Origin of the sequence: Caldivirga sp. MU80 (genome assembly GCF_001663375.1) — an archaeon.
In the GTDB taxonomy this organism is placed as follows: Archaea; Thermoproteota; Thermoprotei; order Thermoproteales; family Thermocladiaceae; genus Caldivirga.
On record NZ_LCTF01000009.1, the window covers coordinates 22,063 to 45,528 of the forward strand.

A 23,466-nucleotide genomic window follows, 5' to 3' on the forward strand; every position below is an offset into this window, starting at 1 on the left:
CTAAGGTCTACTACAGACTAGGTAGGAATCTTTATCATTCCTATTGCCAGTAGTATATGCCTTTTAACCTAATACACCTAGCCACTTAACAGCGTCCTCAATGTGCACCTCAGGTCTAGGTGGGTTATTCATGGAAAGACCGTGAAGTACTTAGGATCCCCTTGTTAATAGGTCTAATAGTGCCTTCCTTAGGCTTTCATTGTTTAGGTATGCGCTTGTTAAGGCTTCGTCGTACTTACCCTCAACGTACACTGAATCATTCTCCACAGTTACGTTAAACCACTTCACCTCGAAGGGTTCATCAGGCATGGTGCTTAGTAACTTCTCGTAAATCCTCTTAGTGACCCTCAGGGTAACAATGTCAATCAGGTTCATGTTGATTTTAGCCATGTATTGGCCGGGGTTGTACATGGGTATGAGTACGTAATCCCTGAAGCGCATCTTGAATCCACCTTCAAGGTCACTTATGGCCTTGTTAATCCACTCAATATCATAGCTTATTATCCTCTTAATGTCCTGGTATGGTATAGGCTTTAAACTACCATTCCCGGATCCCCCACCCTTAAACGACTTGATTAAGCTAACCTTAGCTAAGGCATCAACTCTACCTATCAAATAAGCCTCAATCCAAAGATCCCCCCTAATCCTGTAGAATGGTATCAGCATTAATTAGGGGGTTTAAGCCGGCTTAAATTGATTATTCAAATCGACGGGCAATAAATGCATATATACCGGTATCCAATTGGGTATTTAATGGACGTGAGTGGTAGGGAACTTAACAGTGGCATGCCACTAGGCGGTATAGGTGCAGGCGCAATTGAGTTCTTCCCAGATTTAACCATAGGCAACGTGACCATAATGAACAACTGGCTCAACCCAATTAAAGTTGTTAGGGGTTTCCACGTAGTCCTACTTGAGGATGAGCCACTGTTCCTCCAGCTAAACCCAGGTAAGCACGTGGAGGTTAAACCCAGGTATAGGCATGTTGACAGGATTAACGTCGAGGCGCAGTACCCTAGGATAAGGTACGTGTTCACTGGCCTACCCATCAGTGAGGTGGAGTTCTACACACCCATCGTTAAGGGTAATGTAAAGGATTCGTCACTACCCCTAATAGTGGCGAGGGTTAGGGGTAGTGGGACAGTGGCATTCTCCTTCCCAAACATAGTGGGGAGTAGGAGGTGGGGTAGGGTTAACTACTCCGTTAAGGGTAAGGTCAATGGGGTCCTCTTCAGGAACCTAAGGTCACTCCAAAGTGACCCAGCCTACGGCGAGGTCTTCATAGGGTGTGAGGGCTGCAGCACATATTCAGGCTACCCATACTGGATACCTACCGTGGGGGGCATGACGGAGGATATATCAGTGTTCAGTAGGTTAAGTAAGTTGAGTGATGAGGGTAGGTACACCATTAAGCCCTACGCAAGGGAGGAGATTGCCGGTATAGTGTGGAAGAGGGTTGATGGGGAAGCCTTGTTCTTCATAACCTGGTTCTTCAACTCAAGGCCGCATCACTACCCCTACGGGCATTATTACGAGAACTTCTTCAACTCAGCCGTTGAGGTAGCTGAGTACGCCCTGGAGAACTCTGAACACCTAAGGCCACTTGACATTGACATAGACGGCTGGTTAAGGGATGCTGTGTTGAACAGCCTATACATCCTCTCATCATCAACCTGGTTGACTAAGGATGGTAGGTTGGCTGTCTACGAGTCCTTATCCATAGCACCGCTCATGAACACCATAGGCTCAATGACATGGGATGGCTTATCCTTCGCCCTCCTAGACCTATACCCAGAATTGGTTATCAAAATGGATGAGCTCTTCGGTTTCTATATACGCAATGGCGAGGTTCCGCATGACCTAGGTGAGGAGAGCATAGAGGATCCAATATACGGCGCATCCTTCATGTACCCATGGAATGACTTGGGGAGTACCTGGGTCCTCATGATCTATAGGGATTACGTGTTCACGGGGTCCATTGAACTGCTTAGGAGGAACTTCAAGAGGATGAGGGAGGTTATTGATTGGTTAATGGGAAAGGATCACGATGGGGACTGCATCCCAGACTCAAGGGGTGGGTTCGACAACTCCTACGATGGTACCAACATGTACGGCGCCTCATCTTACGTGGCCTCACTGTTCCTGTGCGCAATCCAAGCCCTATTGAAGTCCGCTGAGGTGCTTGGTGTCAAGCTGCCTGGTAAGTATGTGGAGTGCCTCAGGAGAGGTAGGGATGTCCTCAACTCCCTATGGAATGGGAGGTACTTCATAGCCTGGAGGTCAAGGGATGGTTCAGCCAATGAATCATGCATGAACAGTCAGGTCCTTGGGCAATTCTGGTGCGACATGCTTAAGCTACTCCCAATTGTTGATGATGATAAGCTTAAGTCGGCTTTAAGGTCAATATACGAGCTTAACCACAAGCCCTCCCCATACTGCCTAGCCAACTCCGTTAAGCCTGATGGGACCGTGGACTTATCCTCAGGTCAAATGAGGTCCTGTTGGCCTAGGGTAAGCTTCACGGTAGCCGCCCACATGGTGCTTAGGGGTATGGTTAACGAGGGGCTTGAGGTGGCTAAGAAGGAGTGGGAGACAATAGCCAGGCTGGATCCGTGGAACCAAAGCTCAAGGATAGACGCAGTGGAGGGTAGGAATGTGGGCCTCGACCACTACATAGGGAGCGCCTCACCCTACCTACTCTACATGGCTATGAAATACGTAAACAAGGCCCAATGAATTATGTTCCTTAAAAGTAGTAGGGTAATACGTTGTTCTTAACGTACTCCAGCACGTTTTGCTCGTGGGTGAGCATTTTAATGAAGGCGGCGTCGGCGTTTCTGGCTGCTATGGTCTCGTAGACTTCCCCATGCTCCTTAGTCTCCTCAAGTCTCCTACTGTAGCTTGTAAATATGTTAACTCTGACTATCTTTAACTTAAGCCTAATCTGCTTAAGCACACTTGATATGACTTTATTGCCGCTGGCCTCGGCCACTAGTTCATGGAATTCGCCGTTTAGGTCAGCTAGCTTAATGGGGTTTGGGTTAGGTTGCATGACCTCAACCTTTATGGCCTCAATTATGCTGTTCATCCTGGCTAGCTGCTCGTCAGTGGCTCTTTGAGCTGCTAACCTGGCCGCCATGGCCTCAAGGGGTATCCTGGCCTCGTACAGCTGGATAACATCCTCCTTGGTTATCGGGGTAACCACGTAACTCCTCCTATCCTTAATAACAAACCCCTCCTTCTCAAGCCTAGCCAAGGCCTCCCTAACAGGGGTTCTACTTGCACCTATCATTGATGCTACCTTATCTTCCCTAAGTATCTGCCCTGGCTTAAATTTCCCCTGGATTATTGCGTTTAACAGCTCCTCATATACCTTATCCACCAGTAGCCTAGTCTCCATAATCACCTAGGTATACCTCTCAGTGTATTTATAAGTTTATTTTTCGTTAAAGGGTCCTGGACTTTAACTTAGGCATTAAGGCCGCTGCGGATTTTAGGGAAAGCTTTTTAAAGGTTTCCGATATCGGTGGCGCTATGACTGGCAGGGCGTTCACTTTACTGTTAGTAACGGCTACGCTACTCATCACGGTGCATGTGGTAAGTGCCCTAGTGATTACTGGGTATGTTAACGTGTTGGCTGCCCCCGGGCAGGATGCAGTGCCATTGGTGATAAGGGTGGTTAACAACGGTAACCAGGCGTTATTCAACGTAACCATTAAACCACTATTCACCTTCCCCTTTGGCCCATATAACTACGTAAATGGGTCATACAAGGCCACAATACCTGTATTACCACCTGGATCAAGCATCAACATTACTGAGCTTATTGATGTTAACCCAGGGGCTGTTAACGGCATTTACCAGCTTAGAGTTAACGTGACGTACGTGGAGTTAAGTGAGGTCATCTTAAACAAAAGCATACTGCTAATTCCTAAAAACATGAGCAGTGAGTTCAACATCACAATACCCATACTCGGCTACGTGAAGTTCAGCGGTGGATTACCTGTGTGGGGTTCTTTAAGTAACCCCATTGAGGCGACACCCGGCGTAGGCATCCTACCCCTGGTGGTGCCCATCCTCAACCTCGGCAACGTTGTGGCGAATAATGCATCCGTAACGCTGATAGTGAACAATGGACTAGTGCCAATAATTAACAAAACCTACGTGGGCTACGTGCCACCTGGAACACCGGTTTACGCAATTTTCCTCATTAACGTGACTAGTAATGCGCCGATTGGGGTAGTTAACGGTAGGGTGGTCATTCACTACTTCTCTAACGCCACCCAAAACATAACCATAGGCATACCCATTGTGGGTGAGCCAAGGCTAACCGTGGAGGGCACTGGCTGGGGTTCGCCAAGCAGTCCAATTGCGGTTGGGCCAGGTTACGGCGTTGTACCACTATTCGTAACCATAGTTAATTCGGGCACCGCCAACGCCGTTAATGTAAATGCAACGATAATCCTACCAAGAGGCTTCAAGGCACTTATTAACTCAGTAACCATAGGCGGCGCACCCATTGGGGTCCCAGTTTACGCAGTTTTCATGGTTAACGTGACTGATGTAAGCCCAGGTACCTATTATGCAAACTTAACTTTAACTTACAACAATGGCTTAACCGCAATTGTAAAGGTCCCACTCGTTGTCTCAGGGGAACCTAGGCTGGTTGTGGAGGGTACGGTGTGGGGTTCGCAAAGTAGCCCAGTCACCGTTGGGCCAGGTTATGGGGTAGTACCATTAACCTTCATAGTGGTGAACTCAGGTACGTCACCAGCCTTCAATGTTAAGGCTAATGTATCATTACCAAATGGCCTAATACCGTTAACCAGGAACGTAACCATAGGTAATGTACCTGTTGGCGTACCAATATACGTGACCTTCATGGTTAACGTAACCAACGTGGGGGCTGGGACTTACTACGCTAACTTAACGTTAACGTACAGCGGTGGCTCATTAACTGTGAGGGGGATTCCGGTGGTCATTTCAGGTGTGCCTAATGTGGTGGTTGTGTCGTACTACACTAACCCACCCAACCTATTCCCAGGTTACCCACAGTCCCTACTAACAGTCTACATAGGTAACTCAGGGACGGCAGTGGCTAGGGATGTTAAGGTTAGGTTGATTGGGGATAATTACGTTACCGTGGTTAACCCATCCAACGGCGTAGTTGACATAGGCAACCTACCTGTTGGTGAACCAGTGCCCGTGAACTTCGTGATATCCACGGTTAACAACCTGTACACCACTGTTCACGCCAACCTAACGCTCATAGTTAATGGGATAAGCTTCAACAAGACCTACATCATACCACTGGTCATTAAGCCTAAGGCAAACCTAGTGGTGGTTAACGTGACCAGTAATTTAAGCGTTGGTGATAGCAATGTCCCGATTTACATAACGATAGCCAATGAGGGTAATGTAACGGCTAATAATATTGAAGTCATTTTAAATGGACAAGGCGTCATTGAGCCCCATGTCAGTAGTAGCAACCCGCTAAGCGCCTTAACAGCTGGCACACTATTCATAGGTGATTTGAAGCCTGGTGAGGAGAAGGAGATAATATTCATGGTTGACGTGCAGAACGGCATAAACCCAGGCGACTACAGGGCCACGTTGACCCTGCTATGGAACCAGACAGGTTCGTTAATACCCATGGTTCAGAACGACGCATTCACCATACACGTTAACCCATCGTTATCCCAGCAGTTCGTGAGTTTATTAATACCTAACAAGCCATCATCAATACTGTTTTACATAGTGCTAATACTAGTGATAATCCTCATAGCTCTACTAGCCAGAAGCCGTGCATCACTACGTTAAGTTGAGTGGTAATATTAGTGGGATGCATGTTTTTTAAACGGTAAGTTATTATTACTCTGAATCATTAACCAGAGTGTATAGGCATGGTTAAGTTAACTAAGACTGAGCTTGCGGTTGGGGACCTTTACTACAGGCAGGGTTTAAGGCCTAGGGAGATAGCCCAAAGGCTAGGCATCTCAATAAACACTGTCTATAAGGCATTATCGAAATACCGCTCCCAGCTAAGGGGTGACCTGAACATTAGCGAGCAGGCTGAATCACCAACAGGCGGTAAGGAAGATTATGTACAGCCCCAGGGTGGGCAAGCAGGAATTACCCTAGTCAACTTAAGCTTCACAGTGAACGCTACTCAGCCGATCCAACCCAGTGTTGTTAACCTCGGAGAGGTTAACGAGTTACTGGCGTCGTTAAGTAGGGATATTAAGCTCCTTAAGGATGATTACTCACGGATCATTGATGCTTTAATGGAGTTGAAAAAGTTGGTAAGCTCCATGGCGGTGGTGAATTGTGGTGGTTATGTGGATTCGAGGGTTAGCGGCGATGGCAGGGACTTAAATCTGCCGAGTTTTGTTAGGGATAATGTTTGGGTTGATATAATTAGGAGTAAGGAGGGTGGCAGGTCAATGCTTACCTCTGCGAAAAGTTCATAAGTTGAGTCCGCATTAGTTTAACTGAAGTGTTTATGGGGCAAAGAAGCCCAATAATGCCCCTGGACTCCAGGTTAACAGATGTAATAGGGTTGATAGACACCATACTAAACGACTTTGGGGGTAGGGCTGACATATACGCCGTCGCTCAACACATGGATGCTGACCTAGATGACATAATACCCAACTTAAACGCTGCAATATACCTAGGTTTCATCAAGGTGGATAATGGTGACGTTGCGGTCACTGAGCTAGGTGTCAAATTCCTCAACTCCAAGATATCTGAACGTAGGAGGATGCTTAGGGACCTGATATCCAACATTGAGCCCTTTAAAACTGCCATTGAAATAGGGCGAAGTGAACCGTTCCCATTGGATAAGCTAATAACGGCACTGATTAACAAGGGGTATAGTGAATTTAAGGCACCGGGCATAAGGGACCTGTTAACAGTGCTGTTGTCTGAGTGGGGTGCATACGCTGGTTTAATAAAGAAGAGGGGTGATGAGTACATCATAGTTTAGCCGTCGTCCCCAACTAACGGTGGTGGCCACTAATCTGTGTTTCATGTGTACCGTTAATAGGTAATAGGTGTGCCTCAACTCCATGTTACTTAATTGCCCATAGCCGTAATCGTTAAGGTGAGGGCAACTTAATCCTCCTTAACAGGGCCTGGACCTTACTATCCCATGGCGTCAACCCAAGCCACGTCAGTAGCTCGTAAACGTCACTGGGACTGGTGGGTTTAGTTAGGTTCAATTCCCTGTTGAGCCTAACCAGCTTATCGGCCTTGGACTGGTTAACTATGATTGCATCATTAATGCCGTAACCGCTGAACCTAACCATCAGTAGTATTGAAACCACCTTATTTATCCTCTCCGGTACCCCAGTCAACACACCTCTGAGCGTTATCCTAACCCTGGGCACGTTATACTCACCCAGTTTAATCAGCCTATACAATTCGTACGTTTCACCCCTCCTAACGACCTCACTGTCACTTATCCCACCTATTATGAAGGTTTCAGTGGTCTTAACCATGGTTTCCGTTAACTCGACCTCGCCGTAGGGGTCTAGCATTATAGCCGACTTCAAGTAATCAACAGGTATGCCGCCTGTGAACTTCACCATGGTTCTCATGTTGCCTGCGGCTGCCTTGAAGAGGCTTATGAATTCTGGGTCAGCGCCACTTATGGTTATGTTCCCATCCCACAGGTACCTCCTCACCTCCCTGATGGTTTGCATCAACTGAACCATTAGGCTACTTAACTCACCCTTGGTGTGCCTCCTCCAAAGGGAAACATCGATAATGAACCGCGGGTGCTCGGGCATTGCTGCATTGCAGCTAACCTGGTCACTGCACTTATGGTCTATTAGGCAGTCCGCCTCATGGCCACCTACCCCGCTTAGGATTGGGAAGTCGCCAACCATTGCCACAACATCCCCGATCCCACGTCTCCTGCACACCCTAAGCCTACCAAGTAACACCTGCACTGCGACTTCATTAAACCCACCGTACCTGTTAAGTAGCCTACCGTTGATGTAGAGGCCGCTGCACATCCCCCTCAATGCTGATGATAGTGAGAGTAGTGCCTGCATTCTTAGCCTGCTACTTAACTGGGGCGTTGAAGCTTAATTACGTTACTCTTGACGTTACCCCTATCGGCGTTCCTAAGTAGCGCCTCCAGGAGTTCGTTATCCTGGGTGGCTAGGATAACCTGCCTAATAACCCCCTCCTCAACGGCCTTGGTTATTGTTGCTGAGAAGGTTTCCTTGGCGTTAACGTCAACGTACGGTATGGGTTCATCCATCAGTATGAACCCTGCGTTATGCTGCATTAGCCTATACACAGCCAGTACGAAGGATTGGGCTAGGGTTAACCTTTGGCCATCGCTAAGCCTAGAGATAGGTACATCCCTACCGCCCCTAGTGGCGTAGAGCACGTAGTCGCTTCCCCCACCCCTCCTCTCCTTAAGCCTAACTGTGATGCCCTCCAGGTCACTGTAGGGGTAAAGCTGCCTAAACAGGTTTGCAACGTTGGACTGTATCATCTCCACAACCCTCCCCCTAACCTTCCCCTGAACCTCCCTAAGCCTACCCAGTATGCGCTGAAACCTGGCGTTGATATCCTCAAGCTCCTTAACCTCGCTGAGCAGCTTCTCAACGTCAACCTCCCCCTGGCTTACCCTCGATAGAACGGTGTCCAGTTGCATGTACTCAGCCGTGGCCTCCTCAAGCCTCTTCCTAAGCTCATCCATCCTCCTCTCCATGTCCCTCATCGCCTCATCCACACTGACAGCCTCCTCAAGGTTCACACCACTCCCCTTAAGTTCATTAAGTAGCCTATCCTCCTCAGCCCTAAGCGAGTCCCTCTCCTTAAGCTTCCTGTGGATTAGGTACCTCTTCTCAGTCTCCTCAAGTCTCTTACTGGCTAGTTCAACCACGCTCTTATACTCCCTTATCCTCCTCTCCAGGTCCGCTATGGACCTTTCAACCCTCTGCAACTTATCCAGGTACTGGCTTAACTGCGCCTTATATTCCCCAGCCCTATTGGTTAACTCCTGGTACTGGAGGTACTGGTTGTAGAGGTTCTCCATCTCCACGGCAACACCCTCAAGTTCACTGATACGGTTCTTAACGTCAATGACCCTTAACTCGCTTAACTCCCTCTGCAGGCCACTGGCCCTCTCCTTAAGTTCACCCAGTTTATCCTGGGTCACCTTAAACCCGTACACTGGGCACGTCGCCTCACCATGTAGTTCAATTTCCCTTATCAGGTAGTTAAGCACCTCGAGGGCTGATGCCTTAACCCTGGCCGTTGCCTCAAGTTCACTGTACCGCGCCCTCGCCTCCTCAAGGTCGGCCTTAACCTTGCTTAGGTCCCCATACCTCTTGGCGTACTCAGAGTATTGCCTAGCCGCCTTCTCAAGGTTGTTAAGCCTCTCGGTTATTGAGGCTAACTCTCCCCTAGCCCTCTCTATTAACCTATTCAACTCCTCCCTACTCCTCCTCATCTCCTCAAGCTCCTCCTCAAGCTCCCTCACCTTGCCGTTAAGCGCATTAACGCCGCTGTAGCTTAACTCAAGTAGTTCATCTATCGTTGTTGCCTTCTCGAGCCTCTCGGCTAGGTCCTGTAGCATGGCTGTTTCGAGTCTTGGCATAAGCATGTGCCTAATGACCTCTAGGCTCCCTTTAATCAGGGTTTCCCCGTAATCCTCCTCCCTAACGCCCCTAAGCTCCTCCTCAAGCTGCCTGAGCCTCTCCCTAACGTAAAGGTACCTGGTATACTGCTCCTCAACCTTCCTAATAGCCTCAAGGTACCTAGACCTCCTGTTGGCTAACTCAACGTAGGCCGATGATATAGACTTAATCTGGTCCCTAATACCCTCCACCTCGGCGGCTAACCTACTCCTCCTATCCACTGCAGCCTTGATTGAGCCATACCTGCGTAGCAAGTCCTCCACCTCCCTTATGCTGGCTAGCCTCTGCTTCCTGGCCTCAATGGCCTCATTAACCTGCCTAATGGGTAATACGTTGCCCAGTATTTCTAGGAATTCCAGGCCGAAGAGCCTATCTATGGCTATTGTCCTCCTTTTAACAGGCCCGTAAACCAACTCCTCAAGTGTCTTGTGGCTGACCAGTATGAACCTCTCAAAGTCGTCGTTGTCAATGCCCAGCAGGGCGACGACCTCTTCATCAGGCACCCTGTTGCCGTTCAGGGTCAGGCTTTGGTAAGTTGAATCACCCCTGCGGGTTAGCCTCCTAACTATCATGTTATTCCCCAGTCTAAGCGTTACGGATGCCTCACTACTCTCCTCGTTTATCAAGTCGCTTAACTTAGCCACCCTCTCCCTGGCCTCGAGTTGGTTGCCGTATAGTGCGAACTCGATGGCTTGTATTATGCTTGACTTGCCTGAGCCTATTGGGCCGTGGATTATGTTTATCCCATCAATGAAGTTGAAGCCTACCCTACCCTTGAAAACCCTAAACCCCTCCAACTCCAGAGAAGTGATTGTTAGGCGGTTGCTCATACCTTAACCCCATACTTACCAAGCATGCTGCTTAACTCCTCCCTAACCCCCCTAACACCCCTCTCCCTATAAGCCTTATAAAGGCTAAGCACAAGGTCTGAGTCCTCACCGAACTCACTCCTTATCAACTCAGCCACGTCATCAGGCCTACTGCTCATCCAGCCCTTAGAATGTTGAGAGTGATTATTAAGGTTTCGCTCCAGGTCTAACACAGGCCTGGGTTTTTAGCCCCTCTCGTGTGCAGGTGATTACCGCCTTGAGGGTGATGGCTTATTGAGAGGTTTGCTTAAGTATCTTTGGCGCTATGTCTGGGGCTAACTCCCTGATCCTATCCTTGTACTTCTCGAGGAACTCCTCATCATCCTTCTTATTCCTCAACTCATCGGGCAGTAGTATGGGTATCTCGTCCTTTATCGGGTACCACCTACCGCATGTTGGGCAGTAGAGTATACCGTTAACCACCTCATGCTTTATGCACTCACCGCATGGAGCCTCCTGGGCCGGGTTCTTCATATCCTTGATGTTCATCTTCTTGAATGCGCAGTACAATTCGCAGAACGGCACCTTACCCGTATACGTCCTCTCCGGGTACTGCTTCTCCTCAAACACCACTAGCGTTAGTGGGAATGTTTTATCGTACGGGCACGCTAAAATGTCCATTAGCCTATATTTCATCAACAGGTCTTGACACATGTACTTAAAAATATTACTCCAGAGCCCTAGCATCAAGTAGTTGAGCAATGAGCCTGGTGCAATGGACCTGCCTAGGCTTGCCTGCGCGTGATGTGTAGAATCATATCTATTTGTACTGTGGAAACTTTTTTAAGGGATTATTGACGTCGGTGGTAGTAATAATGCGTAGTGATGATGCGCTTAACATGCTTCACCCATTGATTAGGGAATTGATGGTTAAGAGGGGGTTTAGGGAGCTTACAGAACCCCAGGTTAGGGCAATACCAGTTATTTTAAGCGGCAAAAACACGCTCCTAATGGCCCCAACGGGGAGTGGTAAGACTGAGGCAGCTCTCCTACCCGTCTTATCCATGTACCTCAACCTGCCCCAGGATAAGCCCAGGGGAGTTTACATACTCTACATAACCCCCCTAAGGGCTCTTAACAGGGATTTGTTGAGGAGGATTGAGTGGTGGGCTAGTAATGCCGGTTTAAACGTGGCGGTTAGGCATGGGGATACTGATAAGAATGAGAGGGCTAGGCAGAGCAGGAACCCACCTGAATTACTCATAACTACACCTGAGACACTTCAAATACTCTTCATTGGGAGTAGGCTTAGGGAACATATATCCAAGGTTAAGTGGGTCATAGTCGATGAGGTCCATGAGTTGGTTGAGGATAAGAGGGGCAGTCAATTGGCCATAGGGCTCCAGAAGCTTAAGATGCTCGCCGGCAGGTTCCAGGTGATTGGGTTATCGGCATCCGTGGGTTCACCCAGTGAGGTGGCTAAGTTCCTGGTCGGTAATGATGAGGACTGTGAGATCATTAACCTATCCTTTGTGAGGGACTACAAATTCGACGTCATTAACCCAGCCGTGACGTTAAGTGGTGACGAAATAGAGGAGCTTAAGGGTAGGTACGTTAAGGCCGAGGGTATTAACGTCGATGAACTCTTCCACAGGGATGCCCTAGCCAGGCTACTGTACATAATGAACCTGATTGACAATGAGGGTAAGTCGTCGATAGTCTTCGTTAACACGAGGTCCATGGCTGAACTGCTAACCTCAAGAATACTGATGGTTAACCCAACCTACCCAGTGTCGATACACCACAGTTCACTATCCAGGGTTAGTAGGCTTAACACTGAGGAGATGCTTAGGGGTGGTAGGCTTAAGGCTGTTGTGGCCACCTCAAGCCTGGAGTTGGGCATAGACATAGGGCACGTGGATCAAGTCATCCAATACGTATCCCCACACCAAGCCACTAGGCTGGTTCAGAGGGTTGGTAGGAGTGGGCACAGGTTAGATAAGGTGCCAAGGGGTGTTGTGGTGACTGAGGACATTAACGATACATTGGAGGCCATAGCCATTGTTAACAGGGCTAGGGCGGGTTGGCTTGAACCCACTAAAACACCCGAGAAGCCCTACGATGTCCTATTCAACCAGATAGCCTCCCTGGTGTTGATGAGGCCTAGGTGGACTGTCGACGAGATAATGAACATTGTTAAGGGTTCCTACCCCTACAGAAACCTTTCCAGGGATGAGTTGGTGGCTGTCCTGAGGTTCATGAGTGAGGGCATTAGGCCTAGGTTAGTGTACTTCATTGAGGATGAGGGGGTGGTGCTTAAGCCAAGGAACCCCAGGTCCAGGGCTGAGTTGAGGATGTACTTCTTCAACAACCTATCCATGATACCAGAGGAGAAGCAGTACCTAGTCACCAGGATAGACACCAATGAAGCCGTGGGTGTACTGGACGAGGCCTTCATGGCTGAGTACGGTGAGCCTGGGGTTAAGTTCGTCTTCAGGGGTAACGTCTGGGTGTTAAGGTCCATCAAGGATGATGTCGTCTACGTTGAGCCAGCTAAGGATCCAGTGGGGGCGATACCATCGTGGATTGGGGAAGAGATACCGGTGCCCTTCGAGATAGCCCAGGACGTTGGGAGGATTAAGAGGGTAATTGCCGACGAGTTAATGGTTGGGAAGGGTTACGAGGCGGTGGTCGACGAGCTCACGGAGAAGTTAGGCGTATCAAGGCGTACCATTGAGTACGTGGTGTCGGCTGTTAGGGAACAGTTGAGGCACGGCTTCGTCCCAACAGACGACGTAGTGGTTATTGAGAGGGTTGGTGAATTAGTGGTGGTGCACGCCAGCTTCGGTACACTGGTTAACAGGACCCTCTCTAGGTTGCTGGCCAGTTACATGACAAATGAGCTTGGCTTACCCGTCAGGGTTCAGCAGGACCCATACGCAATAATACTTCAATTACCCAGCAACGTTAACACCAGCATTATCATAGATGCCCTTAATTCACTGGCCAGGTTAAGCATGGATGAGCTACTGCAGTACATAAGGAGGATTGCCCTTGAGACAGGGCTATTCAAGAGGAAGGTGATTCACATAGCCAGGAGGTTCAACGTGATTAAGGGTGACAAGTCCCTCTCAGACATAAGCATAACAAACCTAATCCAGGCGCTTGAGGGGACACCCGTCTACGTGGAGGCCCTTAGGGAGTTCATAACAAGCGACCTTGACGTGGATAGGGCAGTGGCCGTGCTTAGGGCAATTAGCCAGGGTTCAATTAAGGTTCAGGTTTTTGAGAGGAGTGAGTTCAGCCCAATGGCTAGGGAGATACTGAGCAAGGCCAGTAGTAGGCTTGAGGTAATAGCCCCGGAGCGCCTAGATAAGTTGATAATGGAGAGTGTTAAGGCTAGACTAATGAATGAGTCATTGACCATGGCTTGCCTCAACTGTGGCAATGTATATGTTGGTAAGGTTAAGGAGTTGATTAAGGATTTAAGGTGCCCAAGGTGCGGTTCGGTTAAGCTGGCGGCTTCTAAAATGGAGCCTGACAAGGTGGCTATGCTGCTTAGGAGGGGTGATGGTGATGATTATGAGAGGTTGGTTAAGGCTGGTGAGTTGATAACCAAGTACGGTTGGAGGGGCCTACTGGCCGTGGCCAGTAGGATTAGTCTGCGTAGGGCTGAGGAGTTGCTGTCATCGGATGGGTCAACGGAGGAGCTGGGTGACCTCGTGGCTAGGCTGTATAATGCTGAGAGGGAGGAGATGAGGCAGAGGTTCTTCTCATAACCCGCTACTTCTCAACAATAATAACGGCCTCACTTTCGGCAACTGTGGCACTACTCCAGGTGCAACTCGGAACTGGGGTTGGTGCTGTTGACCAACTACCGCTGACTAGGGTCACTGGCGACTGCTCGTTAAGGCAGTTTAAGGCTACCACCGTGAATGGCTCAGATGATGAGTAAACGGGTAAGTTAACCCTGCTCACCTTAACGTAAAGCTGCCCTAGGCTAACGGTAACCGTGACGTTGGCGTAGAGGCCAACCCCACCCCCAGGTAGGTTACTGGGGTATAGGGTTACCGTGTAGTAGAGTGCCATGCCCTGGCTAGGGGCTGTTGAGCTTGGTAGGGTTAACTGGTACGTGAAACTGCCAATTACGTTACCCAACGACGCCAGTGCAGCGGCACTCTGGAACTCATGGACCACGGCATTGTAGACTAGGGATTCCAGGTAATTGGCAGTGTTAAGCATGTTGTACGTTAGGTAGTAGTTGACGTAGTAGTAGATCGCCATGGCAAGGGCCACGAGGACTACCGTTATTATTATGTAACCCACCAAGTCCATTTAAGTCACCTGAAGGTTACTGTCATGTTAATGAAGACCAAGGTAACCACCCCACCGCCTGGTATAGTATAACTGTTGTTGAATGGGCCACAGGAGTCACTAATCGTGAAGCTGCTCTTGGTGGGTAGAGTCATTGTGTAGACGTTAGTGACGTTGATGTTTAACCCGGTCCTAAATGACGACGGCTTAACGTTAATCATGGGGATGTAGATGTAAGTGTTTGAGCCGCTGCTGATAGCCATTAACCTCGGGAACATGGCTATGTAGGTGCCGTAGGTTACGCCGTTCAACTGGCCGTAGCCGAACTGGACTATTGATATTAACGGTGCAGCTGGGTTAAGCACAATTGTACTTTCATTGGTGGAGCTTGGTAGGCCATTAGCACCCCCACCCCTAATCACGTCTATGAAACCACCTTGGTATGATACCAGCCTTGGTGGTACCCCATACACCACGGCGCCACTACCATAGGTGGTTCCGTTTATTGATATTGTGCAGAAGCCGCTGACTAGGTTAAAGACGCCGTACCCAGTGGTTGGTAAGGCGTAGACTAGCACAGTACCAGGCACGTACATTGATGCCTCGACATCATCAGCTACGTTAGTCATGAACGCCTCCGCCTGGGCAAGTGAGGCTAAGGCAGCTGACCTATTGAAGTTACCCATGGCGTATATCATGAAGGCTGCCGCCATGGCGAGGACCACCGCTATTAATATAACAACCCCCACAAGGGTTGATTCACCAAGCCCAGCCATGTTAACCACCACTAAGGCTTTGTAGTTCAAGGGCTATTAAGTAGTATGTCCCATTGGGTAGCACAATAACCGTGTATGCCCCAGTTGTCGGGGTGAATCTTAAGCCTACTATACCGTAAGCGTACTGGCTTGGTACAACGTTGTAGAGGATTGCGTAGTTGACGTAGGCGCTTGCAATTAGTGTTGAGTATGCTGGTGAGGTGAAGAGTAGGTCATAAATAACTTCAGTGGTGTTGTAATAGTAGTAATTGGGGTAGCTGGGTGGTGGGGAGGTTAGGCTCAACGCAGCGCCGTTAATGTTCATTGACGTTGAGGCTGATGGATTATACTGGAGGCTAGCTAAGCTACAGGGTAACTGATACGACCCAATCATAGCCCTATCGACCCCCGAAACGTAATCATGAATATTAACACTTACGGTTACGTTAAAACCCGCTAAATTGCCTGGGCACTCTATCGCATACGAGTAGGCGCTTATGGTTAAGCCGTACAGGTAAATGTAGTTAATGTTACTTAGCGCTGCGGTTTTCTGTCCATTAATATAGAGAATCATGTTCATGGTTGATGAACCGTACTGGAAGGCTAATGTGACTGGGACTTGGAATTGCTGGTAGGCGTTGCCGCTGTATAGGGTGACTTGGTAATTTAGGTTCAGGTTGAATTGAGCACCTGGTATCGCCTTAATCAACTGCCCAACCATGTACGCCAATGAACCACTGGGCCCTGGGTTAATGATACTGCAGGCCTCCGTTGAACCCTGAGGAACATTGAGAGTCAGTGAGTAACCCCCTATACTGTAGTAGCCATTACCACCACAGTTTATGTTGCCTATCGTAAAGCCGAGGTATGTTGAGTAACCCTGCTGTGTATTGAAAACTGCCGCACCGTTATTGTAGGTCAGTGGTTGAAGGCTCGTTGAATCGGCCATGAACGTGCTGGCTCCACCATAGGGTGGGCAGTAGGCCAGTTTGCAGTAGGAGCTGCTCAATGGGTTGTAGGGTACGTCTGAGTTCGTGGAGACGTAGAATGTTAACCTACCTGAACCACTAGGCACATATAGCCAAACCTCAGCCTCCTCGGTTACGTAATCGTAGCTTTGAAGCCACCAGTAAACTGGCCCACCGTTGGACGTGGTTATGAAGACGTTGGCCATCGGCACGGTGGTGTTTACCCTGTACCTCAACGGCAAGCCCTGGTTAAGGATATAGATGGGTATGGTGACTAGGGCATAACCACCGTTAATACCTGGGCTTGGGGCTATCGACACATTGAAAGCCACGTAACTACCCGTAACCCTGTATGAACCAATCATGTAAGCCCTGTAGAGTGGTTCAATGCCTATGAACCAGTTGAACTGAGGCCCAACTATGAGTGAGGCCAGTGAGTGTAGTTCACTCCAGTTACCATTTTGAATAGAGGCTATGAAGGCCGGGTTGGTGACTAATGCGTACAGGGAGTTGTAGGCGTACTGGTTCACATCAACCTGGACCTGGCTTCTAAGGGGTGTTAGTGGTGTCTTAAAGAGCATGGGTATCATTGAGAAGATGACCACAAGCACCGTCACAGCGGCCACCGCCTCAATCAACCTAGCTTGACCAGCCCTCAACACGGCTGACCACCGCTACCTGGTTCATAGTAGGTTAATAATACGCCGTTCTGGGTATTACTAGGAGTGATGAATATTAAGGCATAGTTAGAGTAGCTAACCCCCGAGTACTGCCCAATGCCCGTGCAGTCCATTATAGTGTAGCTGAAGTACACGTACGGCAAGGTCTGGTTAGGGAAGTGCTGGAACTCCCATATGTAATTAGTGGATGTAACTGGGTTGGGAGCCGAAGGTGGTAACCTGGTGACTTCACTCACCATTACGTACCCAGTGGGTTCATGGGTCAGTAGCACGCTATACGTGTACGCCGTGTAATTGGCGTAGAGTTGACCCATTACATTAAGGAAGCCTGGTAGCTTAACGGGACCCGTGTAGTAGTAGGCTATGCCGCTTATGTATGCTGTTACATAGAATCCCTGGTAAATCTCCAGCAATGTGGGTGATCCACCATTCCAAAGTGGGAATACGTAGAGCAGGGTATTCGACGTTGTGTTGTATATGATTAACCAGTAGGGGCCCATGGAGGTGGCTGAGTAACCCCCTGGAATATTGTTAATACTCCATAGACCATAGTACTTAAGCGACCCAGCTGCCCATGGGTTGAGCAGTAGGTTAACGCCGTTGTAGCTAACGTTAAGTAGGTACTGGTAGTATGGGTAATCCCTCAATTGGCTTGTCAAGTTATTGAGATTTGGCATGGTTACGCTGAATATTACGGCATTACTGGTTATGTTGCATACCGTGTAGTTGAAGCCAAGGTAACCTGGCTTCACCACTGTAACCCCCCCACCAGGCTTAACAATACTTAGGCTTAACCCTGACCCAACAGCTGGAGCATTATTTAGGCTAACGGCCATGTAAACTGATGTGGGTAATTGATAGGTTGAATATAGTTTAAATGACGCCGCATTAAGGACGGCATTACTAAGCAGCACCACTACCCAGGAACCCAACATCACTGAAGGATTTAAGTTGGACTGACCACTAAATATGTAAGCGTAGTTATTGAAGGCGGATGAGTAGACGTAGTGCCATGCCGGTAGGTTAATCGTGGTACTGTACACCTGGCTCCCGTTTAGGTATAGGTAAAGTGTCGCGGTGGGTGTTGAGCTGAATACGCCGTAGGGCGCGTTGGGAACAATGTAGACTGTCAGGTTTTCAAGGTCACCGACAGCGGGGCTTTTACTATAAATATTATTACCGTTGAAGTAAACACCACTTGGCGTAACGTAGTACGTGTAGCCAGTCGTCGATGGTACACTGCTCGATGGGTATTGAGCCAGGAAGTTTAAACCGATTAGGAAGTTACTTGAGTTAACCCTGAATAGTGCGCTTATTTTAAATCCACTTGGCCCATTAAGTTCATCAATTGGGTAGACTAGCATGAGCGTATTCACACCACTGCCAGCCACCCAACCTGTACTGGGGATGTAACTTAGGCTACTGCCGTATTGTGGCGCCCAGGGTTTGTTTGCGACCCCAGTTTTGCTGAATCCTGGGCCAGTGCAGGTGTAAGTGTTGCTAGTGAAGTTGAATAGGCACCTGTAGGTTGCGGTGTAGGTTATTGGGTTTAGGCTTCCCGTGCATGTGGCTGTGGATGGTTTAACTAAGCTTACAGTAAGGTTGAATACAGAGTTTAAGGTTAGGTTATAGACGCCTAGTGTGGGCATGTTGTAGCTCCCAGTCACATTGATGAATATGGCTGAGCTGTAGCCCCCGGAGTAGACGTACCTTAGGCCAGTGCCCAAAGCCCCATAGTAGTTCGTTATGTAGCTGAACTGGACGTTGCTAGGCGACGTGGGTATGGCTAGGCCAGTGGGAGTGTAGACTGTGTTAACTATCATCCCGTAAACCTCCTTTAGCAGTTCAGTAAGGCTCATGTAGACTGGGGTTACGCCGGCTATGGAGTAGAGGTATAGGTTAAACCCATCATAGACCATGTATTGGCTGAAGTTCCTAGCAAAGCCCAGTAGGGCAGTGTTCATGTCGAGTACTAGGCCCTGGGCAACGAGGGTTGGGTTGTACTTAAACACGTAGTATATGCTCCTCTGGTAAACGTAGGCTGGCGTCATGGCGAAGACCCTGTAGACCACAGCCAGGGTTAGGACGGCTAGGGCTATTACTAGGGCTATCAGCAGTACAGCCTGCCCACACCTAACCAACACTGAGACCACCGTAGGCGTTACCCCTGTAGTAGAGGTACAGCTTAACCAAGTAGGCTGCGTTGCCTATGTAGACGAGGCCCTGGGCAACACCGGTTGGCGCATACTTAACGGCCCTACCGAATATGATGGTTCTATCGGTTAGGTAATACTCTGGGTTGTAGCCGTATGGTATGATTAGTAGCTGGCTAGTGGGTACGCTATTGCTTTGGCCCTGGCTATTCCTCTGAATCCACACCAGAAGCAGCATTGGCGTACTTGGTAGGTTCCAGTAGCAGGCGGCGTAGTTGGGGGTGTTAATGCTGCTTAGGTAGCTGCAGGGCACTGGGTAGCTATTACTCCCCCTGCCTGGGTTTATAGTGAAGTTAATTGACCTGAAGGTGTAGCCATACTCAGACTTAAACACGGCTATTATCCTCAAACCCAATGCCGACTGTCCAGGGTTCGTAATCAAACTCTGGTTGAGTAGGCAGTTTGTGAATAGATGCGGGTCAGCGAAGACTATGCTGTTACCCACACCGTTTAATGCCGGTAATAGCCCAGCCACAAGTAGTGGTGTCTGGTTGAAGGATGGGTACTGGTAGTAGCTGTAGTCACCTAGGCCGGACACGGAGGCGTATATAACGAAGTAGTAGTAGTTATCGCTATCATAAGCCATGGGTAGCGTTAACCTGGCAATCCCAGAGGCGTTGGTTACCCCAGTGGATGTGCCTTGAATGACTAAGCCAGGGTTGTACTGGATGATGGTGAATGATGATGGTGATGGTAGCGGCGTACCGTAGGGTGCGTTAACGCAGGAAACCTTAACATTACTCATCGATGCAAGTATGCTTGAGTAGTTGCAGGCTAAGTCATCACCACCCTGATCCATTGCAAAGTAGTTTAACGTGACTGAGGCGTTAGACACAGGCTGACCAGTGGCATAGTTAGTTACCTTAACGTAGACGTAGAATGAATTTGTGGTGAATGAGGACGATGCCTTAACGGTTATGTTGAGGACAGGTGTGATTACTAGTAGGAAATCGTAACTGTTGTCCAGGCCAAGGAGCCGTTTGACGTAACTGTAGCTTATTACCCACGGAGCCTTAGTGGGCTTGGCGATGGTGAATAACCAGTCTGAGGTTAATGAAACGTAGCTCACGTTGTATTGGCTTAGGTACTGCTGGAAGCCAGCACCATTAATCTGGCTTAAGCTGCAATAGCCTTGGAGGTTACCGGGCGATAGTGCATCACTGACGTTGTTAGCGTAGTCCCAGTAGACCAGTTGAAGCACCTTAAAGGGATCCAGGTCATAGAGCTGTCCCTCCTCAGCCAACCCGAAGGATAGTAGGCCAGTGGCATTAAGCCCCCAGTTGGGTGGGTTACCTGGATTAGTCACTATGTATGTTAATAGGCTCTGCGCCATGGCATTGAGCTGCAGGTTATTAACCTCACCCCCAGTCGTCCTAATGTAGCCTGGGAGTAGCCTAAGTACGAGCACCAGGGCTAGGATAAACACTACCACCACTATAATGGCCTCAACAGCGCTTGCCTGCCCACCCCTATTATGCATAAAGATAATACCGGTGTGGCTCACTAATAAATATTTCACCATATCCCAATGCCGGCTAACTGGGCGTTTAGGTTTAATTTTTTAAAGGGGGGTGGTGCACCGGAGTCCGTGGTAATTCATGGCTGTGAGTGGGTATAAGGTGCTTAACAAGGGTGAGTTACCGGAGGAGGGTGAGGTGGTTATAGATGCATCCAACCACATAGCGGGTAGGTTAGCCACAGTGGTGGCTAAACTAGCTCTGCAGGGTAAGGCTATCGTAATTGTGAATGCTGAGAAGGCTGTGATAACGGGGGACAGGAACATGGTCATTAATTGGATTAAGAGGAGGATGAGTGAGATAAGGACCCACTACAACCCGGAGAAGGTTGGCCCCAAGTGGCCTAGGAGGCCTGATAGGATACTTAGGAGGATAATTAGAGGCATGTTACCGCACAAGCAGCATAGGGGTAGAGCCGCCTTAAGGAGAATTAAGGTGTACGTTGGTGTGCCTGACAGGTACGCCAATAGGCAACGTTACGTTGTGCCTGGCTCAATGCTCAAGCCAAGGCCTGGGTTAAGATACGTCACCCTGGAGGAGGTTTGGGCAAGCATTGAGCCTGAGGATTACAGTAACTGGAGGAGTTCATTGGTGGAGAGGGTAACCAAGGGTAAGCATTAGTTGTGTCAGGTATTTCACGTGTATTGGGTGTACTAAGGCATGTTTTTATATACATGCACATAAGCCGTGCCTTATGGGCCTAATACTGGTGTATACTGGGGATGGGAAGGGTAAGACTACCGCCGCCCTTGGGCTTGTGGTTAGGGCTTATGGACATGGCTTAAGGTCAATAGTGGCCCACGTTATGAAGACACTGATTTACAGGGGTCAGTGGGTTGGGGAGTACCTTGCATTATCCAAGATGAGTGATCTGGTTGAGGTCTACTACATGAGTGATATTGCCCTAAGAACACCGAGAGAGGTGTTCAATAGGGCTATTGAACGCAGCGTTGAGGTTAAGCCATTCCTGTTAATCCTAGATGAGATCAACAATGCAGTAGATAATGGGTTAATGAGCGCCAGTGAGGTTATTGAGGGTATAAGGAAACTGCCCAGTGAGGTTAACGTTGTTTTAACCGGGCGGGGTGCCCCAAGGGAATTCCTTGAAATTGCAGACTTGGTTACCGAGTTTAGGGCTGTTAAGCACTACTATGATAGAGGAGTTGTGGGCGTCATGGGGCTTGAGTGGTAATGCTGAGAATGGTTTAAAAGGGACCCGAGGTAAAAGTTAAAAAGGCTAAGGTGACCATAGGGGTGGGGCCCGTAGCTCAGCATGGTAGAGCGTCCGGCTCATAACCGGAAGGTCCCGGGTTCGAATCCCGGCGGGCCCACTAGTGAACGTAAGGTTAATGATTAATGCTTAGGTAATGTTTCTTAGTGATCCTGAATTGATGGTGGACTAAAGGGTATAAATGGCGATTATTGTTATTGCTTGCCGCCCTCCATCATTAACTTGATGCGTAGGCACGACTCCTCCAACCCTTGGTCCTGAACCCTTCCATTAAACGGCTCGGCGAAGCCCTCCAGGTAGCTTAATATTACCCTTGAGAAGTTGTCCGTTAGGTTCTCACGGCAAACCCTAACCAGCACTGAGCCGTCCATAATCTGAACTTGAACCCTACCTAAGCCCCTTAATTGAGCTACGTATAGTTCATTGGGCTTGAAGGTGCTGTACATGCCTAACATTAACTCACCATCCTTCCTCCCCATGGCTCTTACCATGCTTAAAACCTGCTCGCCCATTTGCCTCTCAAGTACGTCATGGTCCACTGCCAATACGTAATTATTGTTGAAGGTTGGTATTGATAACGTGGCCAGGACGTAAATGTCGTTATTAAGTACCTTCTCCATTACATCGTAGATGAAGGAGAGTTTCCTAAGCATCCCCTCAACATCACTTATCGACGACACTGAATTTGTGAAGTCGGCAACGACGTGAATCATCTTCTGGAGCCTATTGAAGGACACATTAAGAATGTTGACGCCGTTCTCAGCCAGCACATCAGATATGGCCGCTAATATACCTGGTCTATCCTCACTAAGCCTAATGATTAACTCCACTATAGTCCTATTACCAGCCTCATACATCATTGAAAGCTCCCTATGAAACATCATCAAAACCCTTAATACACCCCCCTATTTAAACATGATACTAAGTTTAACCTAACCACAGAGCTATAATCTGTGACTCACCCCTAAAGGGTGCGAAGCCGCCGTATATTACGGCATGAGGTAATATGAAATCTAATCCATATGGAGGGCATCTGCACTTATTAAATATTTGCAAGACCAGATGAACATAACTAATGAGGGATTTAGGTAAAGCTTAATAAACCGTGGATTAATGACCCATGGGGCCCGTAGTCTAGCCTGGTTAGGATAGCGGTCCAACCGCCCTAAAGTCCGCCTTACGTGGAGGTTAGCCTAAGAAAGCGGGAGATCCCGGGTTCAAGTCCCGGCGGGCCCACCAGGCGGCATTAATACGCCGTAACTGGTTCATTGTGGAAATGCGCAGGGTTTAGGTAACCCTAACCCTTAGCACATGGGG

General features: G+C 48.7%; 19 protein-coding genes and 2 tRNA genes. 9 read left to right on the forward strand and 12 right to left on the reverse strand.

What is annotated here, in order from left to right:
* Window positions 1-150 precede the first annotated feature (150 nt).
* Window positions 151-666, reverse strand: a complete 516-nt coding sequence (locus AAX04_RS03925) for a hypothetical protein (protein WP_066794306.1) — start codon at window positions 664-666, stop codon at window positions 151-153.
* An 87-nt stretch (window positions 667-753) separates the two neighbouring features.
* On the opposite strand from AAX04_RS03925, the gene AAX04_RS03930 reads away from it, so the two are divergent.
* On the forward strand, window positions 754-2,736 hold the full coding sequence (locus AAX04_RS03930) for a GH116 family glycosyl hydrolase (protein WP_084761186.1): 1,983 nt from the start codon (window positions 754-756) through the stop codon (window positions 2,734-2,736).
* 10 nt (window positions 2,737-2,746) lie between these two features.
* Here the strand turns inward: AAX04_RS03930 and AAX04_RS03935 are convergent, their stop codons facing one another.
* The gene (locus AAX04_RS03935; RefSeq protein WP_066794422.1) at window positions 2,747-3,400 is read right to left on the reverse strand and encodes a GntR family transcriptional regulator; all 654 of its coding nucleotides are present in this window, start codon (window positions 3,398-3,400) and stop codon (window positions 2,747-2,749) included.
* Window positions 3,401-3,534: 134 nt separating this feature from the next.
* On the opposite strand from AAX04_RS03935, the gene AAX04_RS03940 reads away from it, so the two are divergent.
* The 3 genes from AAX04_RS03940 to AAX04_RS03950 all read left to right on the forward strand — a co-directional run bounded on the left by AAX04_RS03940 (window position 3,535) and on the right by AAX04_RS03950 (window position 6,988).
* Window positions 3,535-5,820 carry a hypothetical protein gene (locus AAX04_RS03940; RefSeq protein ID WP_066794315.1) on the forward strand — a complete coding sequence of 762 codons (2,286 nt, stop codon included), beginning with the start codon at window positions 3,535-3,537 and terminating at the stop codon, window positions 5,818-5,820.
* 83 nt (window positions 5,821-5,903) lie between these two features.
* Window positions 5,904-6,470 carry a helix-turn-helix domain-containing protein gene (locus tag AAX04_RS03945; RefSeq protein WP_066794318.1) on the forward strand — a complete coding sequence of 189 codons (567 nt, stop codon included), beginning with the start codon at window positions 5,904-5,906 and terminating at the stop codon, window positions 6,468-6,470.
* A 32-nt stretch (window positions 6,471-6,502) separates the two neighbouring features.
* Entirely contained in the window at window positions 6,503-6,988 is a 486-nt protein-coding gene (locus tag AAX04_RS03950) for an AAA-associated domain-containing protein (RefSeq protein WP_066794321.1), read from the forward strand.
* A gap of 112 nt (window positions 6,989-7,100) precedes the next feature.
* On the opposite strand, the gene AAX04_RS03955 is transcribed toward AAX04_RS03950, so the two are convergent.
* From AAX04_RS03955 to AAX04_RS03965, 4 genes are all read right to left on the reverse strand, one after another.
* Window positions 7,101-8,060, reverse strand: coding sequence for a hypothetical protein (locus AAX04_RS03955; protein WP_066794324.1), 960 nt, complete (start codon window positions 8,058-8,060; stop codon window positions 7,101-7,103).
* Window positions 8,061-8,074: 14 nt separating this feature from the next.
* Window positions 8,075-10,492: an AAA family ATPase gene (locus AAX04_RS03960; protein WP_066794327.1), complete on the reverse strand. Its 2,418-nt coding sequence runs from the start codon at window positions 10,490-10,492 to the stop codon at window positions 8,075-8,077.
* Window positions 10,489-10,650 carry a hypothetical protein gene (locus AAX04_RS11835; protein WP_156519681.1) on the reverse strand — a complete coding sequence of 54 codons (162 nt, stop codon included), beginning with the start codon at window positions 10,648-10,650 and terminating at the stop codon, window positions 10,489-10,491. Before AAX04_RS11835 ends, AAX04_RS03960 begins: the two co-directional genes overlap by 4 nt.
* A 112-nt stretch (window positions 10,651-10,762) precedes the next feature.
* Window positions 10,763-11,167 (reverse strand): Trm112 family protein, encoded by a 405-nt coding sequence (locus tag AAX04_RS03965; protein ID WP_066794330.1) that lies wholly within the window; start codon window positions 11,165-11,167, stop codon window positions 10,763-10,765.
* A 179-nt stretch (window positions 11,168-11,346) separates the two neighbouring features.
* On the opposite strand from AAX04_RS03965, the gene AAX04_RS03970 reads away from it, so the two are divergent.
* Window positions 11,347-14,250, forward strand: a complete 2,904-nt coding sequence (locus tag AAX04_RS03970) for a DEAD/DEAH box helicase (protein WP_066794332.1) — start codon at window positions 11,347-11,349, stop codon at window positions 14,248-14,250.
* 4 nt (window positions 14,251-14,254) lie between these two features.
* On the opposite strand, the gene AAX04_RS03975 is transcribed toward AAX04_RS03970, so the two are convergent.
* From AAX04_RS03975 to AAX04_RS03995, 5 genes are read right to left on the reverse strand one after another with little or no spacing between them, the layout of a single operon-like run.
* Window positions 14,255-14,806, reverse strand: a complete 552-nt coding sequence (locus AAX04_RS03975) for a hypothetical protein (RefSeq protein ID WP_066794334.1) — start codon at window positions 14,804-14,806, stop codon at window positions 14,255-14,257.
* A gap of 5 nt (window positions 14,807-14,811) precedes the next feature.
* Window positions 14,812-15,561 (reverse strand): hypothetical protein, encoded by a 750-nt coding sequence (locus AAX04_RS03980; RefSeq protein ID WP_156519682.1) that lies wholly within the window; start codon window positions 15,559-15,561, stop codon window positions 14,812-14,814.
* Window position 15,562: 1 nt separating this feature from the next.
* Window positions 15,563-17,170, reverse strand: coding sequence for a hypothetical protein (locus tag AAX04_RS03985; protein WP_066794338.1), 1,608 nt, complete (start codon window positions 17,168-17,170; stop codon window positions 15,563-15,565).
* Window positions 17,164-19,332 carry a hypothetical protein gene (locus AAX04_RS03990; protein ID WP_156519683.1) on the reverse strand — a complete coding sequence of 723 codons (2,169 nt, stop codon included), beginning with the start codon at window positions 19,330-19,332 and terminating at the stop codon, window positions 17,164-17,166. The genes AAX04_RS03985 and AAX04_RS03990 overlap by 7 nt, the downstream gene beginning before the upstream one ends.
* Entirely contained in the window at window positions 19,322-20,881 is a 1,560-nt protein-coding gene (locus AAX04_RS03995; RefSeq protein ID WP_066794344.1) for a hypothetical protein, read from the reverse strand. The genes AAX04_RS03990 and AAX04_RS03995 overlap by 11 nt, the downstream gene beginning before the upstream one ends.
* Before the next feature lie 118 nt (window positions 20,882-20,999).
* Here AAX04_RS03995 and AAX04_RS04000 point away from each other — a divergent pair, with 118 nt between their 5' ends.
* From AAX04_RS04000 to AAX04_RS04010, 3 genes are all read left to right on the forward strand, one after another.
* Window positions 21,000-21,539 (forward strand): 50S ribosomal protein L13, encoded by a 540-nt coding sequence (locus tag AAX04_RS04000; RefSeq protein WP_066794346.1) that lies wholly within the window; start codon window positions 21,000-21,002, stop codon window positions 21,537-21,539.
* 73 nt (window positions 21,540-21,612) lie between these two features.
* On the forward strand, window positions 21,613-22,110 hold the full coding sequence (locus tag AAX04_RS04005) for a cob(I)yrinic acid a,c-diamide adenosyltransferase (RefSeq protein WP_066794348.1): 498 nt from the start codon (window positions 21,613-21,615) through the stop codon (window positions 22,108-22,110).
* A gap of 65 nt (window positions 22,111-22,175) precedes the next feature.
* Window positions 22,176-22,249 (forward strand) — tRNA-Met (locus AAX04_RS04010).
* 94 nt (window positions 22,250-22,343) lie between these two features.
* Here the strand turns inward: AAX04_RS04010 and AAX04_RS04015 are convergent.
* The gene (locus tag AAX04_RS04015) at window positions 22,344-23,033 is read right to left on the reverse strand and encodes an ACT domain-containing protein (protein ID WP_066794351.1); all 690 of its coding nucleotides are present in this window, start codon (window positions 23,031-23,033) and stop codon (window positions 22,344-22,346) included.
* Window positions 23,034-23,272: 239 nt separating this feature from the next.
* Between AAX04_RS04015 and AAX04_RS11840 the strand changes: the two genes are divergently transcribed.
* A tRNA-Val gene (locus AAX04_RS11840) sits at window positions 23,273-23,388 on the forward strand.
* Window positions 23,389-23,466: the final 78 nt, after the last annotated feature.

What these genes read in the sequence shown, in the direction of transcription:
- AAX04_RS03940 (WP_066794315.1), top strand. Translation starts at nt 3,535, where the DNA reads ATGACTGGCAGGGCGTTCACTTTACTGTTAGTAACGGCTACGCTACTC.
- AAX04_RS03980 (WP_156519682.1), bottom strand. Translation starts at nt 15,561, where the DNA reads ATGGCTGGGCTTGGTGAATCAACCCTTGTGGGGGTTGTTATATTAATA.
- AAX04_RS03935 (WP_066794422.1), bottom strand. Translation starts at nt 3,400, where the DNA reads ATGGAGACTAGGCTACTGGTGGATAAGGTATATGAGGAGCTGTTAAAC.
- AAX04_RS04015 (WP_066794351.1), bottom strand. Translation starts at nt 23,033, where the DNA reads ATGATGTTTCATAGGGAGCTTTCAATGATGTATGAGGCTGGTAATAGG.
- AAX04_RS03930 (WP_084761186.1), top strand. Translation starts at nt 754, where the DNA reads ATGGACGTGAGTGGTAGGGAACTTAACAGTGGCATGCCACTAGGCGGT.
- AAX04_RS03970 (WP_066794332.1), top strand. Translation starts at nt 11,347, where the DNA reads ATGCGTAGTGATGATGCGCTTAACATGCTTCACCCATTGATTAGGGAA.
- AAX04_RS03925 (WP_066794306.1), bottom strand. Translation starts at nt 666, where the DNA reads ATGCTGATACCATTCTACAGGATTAGGGGGGATCTTTGGATTGAGGCT.
- AAX04_RS04005 (WP_066794348.1), top strand. Translation starts at nt 21,613, where the DNA reads ATGGGCCTAATACTGGTGTATACTGGGGATGGGAAGGGTAAGACTACC.
- AAX04_RS03955 (WP_066794324.1), bottom strand. Translation starts at nt 8,060, where the DNA reads ATGCAGGCACTACTCTCACTATCATCAGCATTGAGGGGGATGTGCAGC.
- AAX04_RS03960 (WP_066794327.1), bottom strand. Translation starts at nt 10,492, where the DNA reads ATGAGCAACCGCCTAACAATCACTTCTCTGGAGTTGGAGGGGTTTAGG.
- AAX04_RS11835 (WP_156519681.1), bottom strand. Translation starts at nt 10,650, where the DNA reads ATGAGCAGTAGGCCTGATGACGTGGCTGAGTTGATAAGGAGTGAGTTC.
- AAX04_RS03965 (WP_066794330.1), bottom strand. Translation starts at nt 11,167, where the DNA reads ATGAAATATAGGCTAATGGACATTTTAGCGTGCCCGTACGATAAAACA.
- AAX04_RS03945 (WP_066794318.1), top strand. Translation starts at nt 5,904, where the DNA reads ATGGTTAAGTTAACTAAGACTGAGCTTGCGGTTGGGGACCTTTACTAC.
- AAX04_RS04000 (WP_066794346.1), top strand. Translation starts at nt 21,000, where the DNA reads ATGGCTGTGAGTGGGTATAAGGTGCTTAACAAGGGTGAGTTACCGGAG.
- AAX04_RS03995 (WP_066794344.1), bottom strand. Translation starts at nt 20,881, where the DNA reads ATGCATAATAGGGGTGGGCAGGCAAGCGCTGTTGAGGCCATTATAGTG.
- AAX04_RS03950 (WP_066794321.1), top strand. Translation starts at nt 6,503, where the DNA reads ATGGGGCAAAGAAGCCCAATAATGCCCCTGGACTCCAGGTTAACAGAT.
- AAX04_RS03975 (WP_066794334.1), bottom strand. Translation starts at nt 14,806, where the DNA reads ATGGACTTGGTGGGTTACATAATAATAACGGTAGTCCTCGTGGCCCTT.